Here is a 3,427-nt window from a genome sequence, read left to right on the forward strand (position 1 = left end):
AACGGAACATCGTCTCGAGGGTGCAGCCACCGCAACCACACAACCTGACGAGCCGAATCCGAACTCGTGCGACGGCGACGGCGACGGCGACGGCGACGATTCGACATCCGAATCCTCCATGCTCACACACCAACCCGATCGAATCATGCGGTCTTCCGCCCCGATCGCGTACGACGATGACATCTTGCAGCTCATGCTCTTCGGCCATCTACAGGTCGGCGACCAGCTGACGTATCACGATACCGGCCGCGGGCTCACCTACGTCGCAACGATCACGCGGGACGGGGCCCTCGACGTCGACGGGAAACGCTACGGGCCACCCTCGGCGCCGTTGACGGACATCATGGGCCGGCAACGGCACGGTTGGAGGGACTGGCAACTGGCCGATGGGCGGCAACTTCGACAGCTGCGGCGCCAGGCGTACGCAGAAATGCGCCGCTGACACCCGTCCTAGCTCTGCCACCACACGCCGACCCGTCCACAGGATGAAGCGATCGCAGTGAAAATGAAAAAGGCCTGGCTAGCAGCGCCGATCCTCCTTCTCGCGCTCAGTGCATGCAGCGACCAGGGCTCGTCTACCGAACCTGCCTCGTCTGAGGGAGCAACTGCGACCGCCACGACGCCGAGCTCGTCAGGGACGCTCACACCGGTTTCCAGTGCCACGATTGTGGAACCCACGACGGAAACCATCGTCGAACCGCCCACCGCTGAGGCAACATTCATCGACACGCCAACGCCGGTGGTGACCAAGCACATCGACTACTGCACCTCGCCCGGTCCGAACACCGCGTTCACGGACGGAACATACGGTTGGACGGACGAATGCGCCGGCCCCGCAGCGATCAACCGGGTCAGCGAAATCACCGCCAACGGAGGATCCTGCGACGGAACCACGTGCACCAACTCACTAGGAATGACCTTCCCCGACCCTCGGGCCGAAGCCGGAATGACCGATGCACCGCCAACAGCTGGCACTCCTCGGACCACGACAAGCACCCCGACAGTAACGAATCCGCCGAACCATCCCCAGGTCCTGTGGTCGAATTGCCTGCAGCAAGGCAACACCCCGGAACAATGCCGGGAAATACTCGACAACTGATTCTCACGCCCAGCGAAAGCCCGGCCAGTCCTGAGCACGTCGGAGCTGCAATTCCGGGGCGGTCTCGACACTCTCGCCCGACTTTGATCCACACATTCACTGAGTAGGTCCTGTGGTTTGACTGTACGTTTTTCCGCATCAGCACTCGAGTACCGTCCGACACTGATGGAGACGATATTCGACGTAGGTTCTGCACACGGGTTCTCGACGGAACGAAGAGAAACCCGCTGCGGAGACCCGAATCGGATACTCACTGCATCCTCGGCCACTATCACCTGGGCCACTCGGTACGAGGAAAACACACCGCACACCTTTGGGTGACCCACCCTGCTGGTCGTCAGTACCAGCTGGGTGGGTCGAGTGTGCCCAACTCTGGGGGGCCGGGCACACGATCGGGAGCGGCTCGCCTGCAGTCGTGTGACATCTCGGCGAACCCCTATCCATCGCCGCCTCGAACGGAGATGGTGCGGAAGGGAAATGTAGCGCACACGATTTCACTGACCTGTAACCACCCGGCGTGTTTCGGCGGCCATTTCGTTCTTGCGATGTGAGGCGGATCTAAGCTCACCTCGACAACCACGGCCTCAACCTCACGGGAGCAGCGATGAGTCCTCGGCCCACCTGGCTCCACACCCGATCCACCGAATTCCGGGCCGCCCTCCTCGATCTCGGGCTCACGATCACCGACACCGAAGCCCGGAATATCCTCGACGACAAAGTCTCCGAATACGCGACCTTGATGAGAGTCACCCGCCAGACCACGCAGCGCGATTTCACCGACGAACGCCTCCTCGCATTCGCGCAGTCCCTCGCTGTGTCACTCTCCGACGAAGCCCCCCGGCGCCGACCTGATCGAGTTCGAGCGCAGCATCTCCATGCCCGTCGCCGCCGTCGGCCTGACCACCGCGGCGCTGGCCGAAGCCTTGAAAGTCGCACACATCAACCTCGACGACAAAGAAGCTGTCGCCGGCCTGTCCCTGCTCTCGACTCTCGGCATGATCACCGCCGACGCGAACCACTCCGTCGTCCCGACCCCACGCCCGCTGCTCTTGCGGATCGCCCGCTACCTCGACGGCGCCGCGACATCCATCACCGACGGTGCGAACCTGCCCGACGGACTCGACGACACCCACCGACAACAATTCGCGGACATCCTCGCCCAGGACGCCGACGGAATCCGGGCCCTCGCCAACACCGAAGACGGCGACCCCCCGCGCCTGTGGCGCACCCCCAACCCACGCTGACCACCGGCGTAGCGAAAACACAGTCGATGCGCTGAAACCTGCCGGACGGCTCGCCCGCCGATAGACCAGAGGTGGCTACCGGCGGAGCGTTCGCCATACCCGTTGGGGACCGGGTGATGCCGCCCCCGAAAATTTACGTGGCACCCACCCCGGTTACCAGCCTTCGCACAGTTACAGCTACTTGAGCATTGAACTACCGAGGAGTACCTCGCCGCCTGCAGGTGAACCGTACCGAGCTAGTTCCTCGCATCCAGGGGTGCGCCGTCACTTACCTCCCACGTACCGAGCGCCCAGCAATGACGCAGTAACATCACACTGTGGTGCGCTGCTTTCCGCCTCGGTTCCAGCGCACCACCCGTTGCCACCGCGCAGGCAGTCGCCCCTTTCACTCGGCCTGCATGATCCACACGTGCAGGAGCGACGCATGACCTCCCCCGACGAGCGTCTAACCGCCAAACTCGAACAACTCCCCATCAGCGACGACGCCCCCATGTGCTCACTCCTGCGCACCACCCTGCTCAAACACGCTCAACACGGCAGCGACATCACCGAACCCACCCTGCTCGGGCTGCTCGCCATCACCGGCGCCCTCGAAGAACGACTCACCAGGCTCGAAGCCATGATCCAACCCTCCACCACTACATGACCCCAGCATCGCCGCGCACCCACCGTCCACGCCTGCACGAACGACTCAGCGTGTCAGTCGAAACTGCCCTCATACTCGGCTGCACCCTCACCGCCATCGCCTGGTGGGCAGCCTGAAAAACGCGTCTGTCGAAAAGGCAAAGCCAACGGTTTATTCGACATAGATTTTCGACACGAGATCTCGACACCTAGACCTCAGTACGAACAGGGAATATAAGTGCTTCACAGAAACGTCTAATACCGATCTTGGTCTCAATAGGTCAACGCATCACCGACGATAACGGATCAGCCCCAGAAGATCGGATCGCCACAGTTTTCGATGTGATCGAGCAAATCCTGAACGTGAGGGCTCGGCGCCAAGAACTGGTAACGGTGAAATTTGAGGTTCCGGTCCCGCCAATACAGAGTCCACAGCCCGGTTTTCTTCGTGTAAGACAGG

4 protein-coding genes and 1 pseudogene are annotated in these 3,427 nt (G+C 62.0%); 4 read left to right on the forward strand and 1 reads right to left on the reverse strand.

The genetic code is table 11. The features are described 5' to 3' along the window. From G8767_RS34960 to G8767_RS34975, 4 genes and pseudogenes are all read left to right on the forward strand, one after another. Nucleotides 1-442 (forward strand): annotated as a pseudogene (locus tag G8767_RS34960) (DUF4357 domain-containing protein); the annotation flags it as partial. A 225-nt stretch (nt 443-667) separates the two neighbouring features. After that, nucleotides 668-1,099: a hypothetical protein gene (locus G8767_RS34965; protein ID WP_153212232.1), complete on the forward strand. Its 432-nt coding sequence runs from the start codon at nt 668-670 to the stop codon at nt 1,097-1,099. 875 nt (nt 1,100-1,974) lie between these two features. Further along, nucleotides 1,975-2,343: a hypothetical protein gene (locus tag G8767_RS36200; RefSeq protein ID WP_240953008.1), complete on the forward strand. Its 369-nt coding sequence runs from the start codon at nt 1,975-1,977 to the stop codon at nt 2,341-2,343. Between the two features lie 424 nt (nt 2,344-2,767). Further along, a complete protein-coding gene (locus G8767_RS34975) occupies nt 2,768-2,989 on the forward strand; it encodes a hypothetical protein (RefSeq protein WP_003943449.1) in 222 nt (73 codons plus the stop codon). Nucleotides 2,990-3,273: 284 nt separating this feature from the next. Here the strand turns inward: G8767_RS34975 and G8767_RS34980 are convergent, their stop codons facing one another. Then, a complete protein-coding gene (locus G8767_RS34980; protein ID WP_277346955.1) occupies nt 3,274-3,426 on the reverse strand; it encodes a DUF3024 domain-containing protein in 153 nt (50 codons plus the stop codon). Nucleotide 3,427 lies beyond the last annotated feature (1 nt).

It is taken from the genome of Rhodococcus sp. IC4_135 (genome assembly GCF_011602025.1).
GTDB classification, from domain to species: Bacteria; Actinomycetota; Actinomycetes; order Mycobacteriales; family Mycobacteriaceae; genus Rhodococcus_F; species Rhodococcus_F baikonurensis.

Coding starts and splice junctions, on each gene's coding strand:
- G8767_RS34975 (WP_003943449.1), top strand. CDS start 2,768: ATGACCTCCCCCGACGAGCGTCTAACCGCCAAACTCGAACAACTCCCC.
- G8767_RS36200 (WP_240953008.1), top strand. CDS start 1,975: ATGCCCGTCGCCGCCGTCGGCCTGACCACCGCGGCGCTGGCCGAAGCC.